The sequence below is a fragment of the Mycobacteriales bacterium genome (assembly GCA_036497565.1).
Classification (GTDB): Bacteria; Actinomycetota; Actinomycetes; order Mycobacteriales; family QHCD01; genus DASXJE01.
The window spans coordinates 1-3,396 of the sequence record DASXJE010000016.1 but is presented as its reverse complement, the minus strand read 5'-3'; the positions used below and the strand labels follow the sequence as shown (position 1 = coordinate 3,396).

The following is a 3,396-nucleotide window of genomic DNA, read 5'->3' as shown; positions in this document are numbered from 1 at the left end:
CGACGGGCGGGAGGTGCTCCTCGAAGGCTATGCGCACGTAGCGACGATCCCCGGGCTGATGATCTTCATCGTTGCGATCGCCTTCAACTTGCTCGGCGACGGCATCCGGGACGCCCTCGACCCGCACAAGCAGACGGGAAGCCGCAATTGACCAACGATCCGCTACTCAAGGTGACCGGCCTGCGGACGCATTTCTCGTCCGAGCACGGCACGGTCAAGGCCGTCGACGGCGTCGATTTCCAGATCGAGCGGGGCGGAATCCTCGGTGTGGTCGGGGAATCCGGCTCGGGTAAGTCCGTCACCGGTCTGTCGATCCTGCGGCTGCTCGGTTCCCGCAACGCCACCATCGCCGGCGGGCAGATCCTCTTCCACGGCGAGGATCTGCTGACCAAGAGCGATCGCGAGATGCGGGAGATCCGCGGCAAGAAGATCAGCATGGTCTTCCAGAACGCGATGACCGCGTTGGACCCGTTCTTCCGGGTCGGTGACCAGCTGGTCGAGGTCATCCGGCTGCACCAGCGGGTCGGCAAGCGGGAGGCGAAACTCAAGGCGCTGGAAGCGATGGAGCTGGTCCGGATTCCGGAGGCGTCGCGGCGGCTGTCCAGCTATCCGCACCAGCTCTCCGGCGGGCAGCGGCAGCGGGTGATGATCGCGCTGGCCCTGTCCTGCGGGCCGGACCTGCTCATTGCCGACGAGCCAACCACCGCGTTGGACGCGACGGTGCAGAAGCAGATCATCGACCTGCTGGCCGAGGTCAACCGGGAACTGGGCACCGCGATCCTGATGATCACCCACGATTTCGGTGTGGTGGCGCGACTGTGCCGGACGGTCGCGGTGATGTACGCGGGCAAGATCGTGGAGTCCGGCGACGTCGCGACGGTGCTGGAAAAGCCTCAAGACCCGTACACCCAGAAGCTGCTGGGCTCCGTGCTGCGCCTGCGTTCGGAGGTACGCCGTGTCAGCGCGTGACGTGCTCGTCGATGTGCAAGACCTGCGGAAGGTGTACCGGACACCGGGCGCGTTCGGGAAGGGCACCGAGTTCGTCGCGGTGCACGGCGCCTCGTTCCAGGTCGAGCGGGGAGAGACATTCGGCCTGATCGGCGAATCCGGCTCCGGCAAGACGACCGTCGGCCGAATGCTGCTGCGGCTGTTGGAGCCGACCAGCGGATACATCGAGTTCGATGGCTACGAGGTGCTGGCGCTGACCCGGCCGCGACTGCGCGCGTTGCGGCGGCGGATGCAGATCGTGTTCCAGGACTCCGGTTCCGCGTTCAACCCCCGACTGTCGGTCGGCGAGCAGGTCGCCTACCCGATGCGGAAGTTCGGGCTGCATCCGAAGGGCGAGGTGAAGGCGCGGGTCATCGAACTGCTGGAGAAGGTCGGCCTGCAGGCCGAGCAGGCGCAGCGGTACCCGCACGAGTTCTCCGGCGGGCAGCGCCAGCGGTTGGGCATCGCGCGGGCGCTGGCGGCAGAACCCGATCTGGTGGTGCTCGACGAGCCGACGTCGGCCCTCGACGTCTCGGTGCAGGGCCAGATTCTGGCGCTGCTGCGGGAGATCCAGGCCGAACGGGGGCTGACCCTGGTGCTGATCAGCCACAATCTCGCGGTCATTCAGCACATGTGTGATCGGGCGGCGGTGCTGCACCAGGGCGAGATCGTCGAGCAGGCGCCGGTGGACGAACTGTTCGGCTCGCCGCGGTCCGAGGTCACCCGGGAGCTGCTGGATGCCGTCCTGGAACCGGTGCTGCCATGACCCGGATGGACACTCTGCTGCCCAGCGTTTCCGAGGCCGCCACCGCAATCCGGGCAGGCACCCTGTCGCCGGTGGAGCTGACCCAGGCCGTGCTGGCACGTATCGAGCGGTACGACCCTCGGCTCGAGTCCTATGTGGAGGTGTACGCCGAGGAGGCGCTCGCCCAGGCGCGGGAGGTCGAAGCCGCGGTCAGCCGTGGTGACCGGGTCGGACTCCTGCCCGGCGTTCCGTTGGCGCTCAAGGATCTCTACGACGTCGCGGGCAAGCCGACGCTGTGCGGTTCGGCGGTCCGGGCCGGGCACCTCGCGGCGGAGGACTCGGCGGTCACCGGCCTGTTGCGGGCGGCGGGCGCGGTGCTCGTCGGCAAGACGGTCACCCACGAGTTCGCCTTCGGGGTGGTCTCCGCGCCGACCCGGAACCCGTGGAACCTCGACACCATTCCGGGCGGGTCCAGCGGCGGTTCGGCGGCGGCAGTGGCGGCCGGACTGTGCTTGGCCGCCATGGGCAGCGACACCGGGGGCTCGATCCGGATACCCGCCGGGCTGACCGGCCTGGTCGGGCTGAAGCCGACGTTCGGGCGGGTCAGCAAGCGGGGCGTCGCGCCGTTGTCCTGGTCGCTCGACCACACCGGACCGCTGACCCGCACGGTGCGGGACGCGGCGCTGGTGTTCCAGAGCATCACCGGCTTCGACCCCGCCGACCCGGACTCGGTCGACGAGCCGGTGACCAATGTGCTCGCCGGCCTGGATTCCGGGATCGACGGGCTGCGGGTCGGCGTCCCGGCCAACCACTTCTTCGACGGGTTGATGCCCGAGGTCGGGGACGGGGTACAGGCCGCGCTCGACGTCCTGGTCAGCGCCGGAGCGCGACTGGTGGAGGTGACCGTGCCGGACGTGGAGATTTCCAGTGAGGTGATCACCACGATCGTCGGCGTCGAGGCGGCGCTGATCCATCAAGAAGAAATGGCCATCCGGTCGCACGACTACACCGAGGACACCCGGACTCGGCTGATCGCCGGCGCCGCGATCCCCGGCACCGCCTACGTCGACGCCCTACACCGGCGACGGCGCATCGTGGCAGGTTTCCGATCCGCGTTGTCCGAAGTGGACATTCTGGCCACGCCGACGCTCCCGGTCACCGCGCCCCCGTACGGTTCGGTGCCGGGCGAGGTCATGCCGACGCTGAGCCGACTGACCGCGCCGCTGAACGCCGCCGGGCTGCCCGGACTCGCCGTGCCGTGCGGCTTCGCCGACGGGCTGCCGATCAGCATGCAGCTCATCGGGCGGCCGTTCGACGAGGCCACGATTCTGCGCGCCGGCGAGGCGTACCAGCAGCGGACCGACTGGCACACTCAGCAACCCCCGCTGACCGAGTGATGGGAGATCGAATGCCCCGAACGTTCCAAGGCGACGCACTGGAGCACGCCTTGCGCACCGCGCGCGTGGACCTGCCGCCCGAACGCGTCGAGATCGTCCGCCACACCGCGGAAGCGGTGTACGCGATGCTCGACCAGCTCGACACCCTCGAGCTCGGCGAGACGCCCCCCGCCACCGCCCTCAACGCCCGCTGGGAGTGACCGTGGAACCTTATGAGCTGACCCTCGCCGGAGCCGCCGAGAAGATCAAGGCGAAGGAGCTGTCCCC

4 protein-coding genes are annotated in these 3,396 nt (G+C 68.9%); all 4 read left to right on the top strand.

Annotated features, from left to right (window positions below):
• Positions 1–147 precede the first annotated feature (147 nt).
• Genes VGH85_01200 through VGH85_01185 form a run of 4 tightly spaced genes read left to right on the top strand, consistent with a single transcriptional unit; the run spans position 148 to position 3,329 of the window.
• A complete protein-coding gene (locus VGH85_01200; GenBank protein HEY2172406.1) occupies positions 148–969 on the top strand; it encodes an ABC transporter ATP-binding protein in 822 nt (273 codons plus the stop codon).
• The gene (locus tag VGH85_01195) at positions 956–1,753 is read left to right on the top strand and encodes an ATP-binding cassette domain-containing protein (protein ID HEY2172405.1); all 798 of its coding nucleotides are present in this window, start codon (positions 956–958) and stop codon (positions 1,751–1,753) included. The genes VGH85_01200 and VGH85_01195 overlap by 14 nt, the downstream gene beginning before the upstream one ends.
• Before the next feature lie 5 nt (positions 1,754–1,758).
• Positions 1,759–3,129 (top strand): amidase, encoded by a 1,371-nt coding sequence (locus tag VGH85_01190; protein HEY2172404.1) that lies wholly within the window; start codon positions 1,759–1,761, stop codon positions 3,127–3,129.
• Positions 3,130–3,140: 11 nt separating this feature from the next.
• Positions 3,141–3,329 carry a hypothetical protein gene (locus VGH85_01185; GenBank protein ID HEY2172403.1) on the top strand — a complete coding sequence of 63 codons (189 nt, stop codon included), beginning with the start codon at positions 3,141–3,143 and terminating at the stop codon, positions 3,327–3,329.
• Positions 3,330–3,396: the final 67 nt, after the last annotated feature.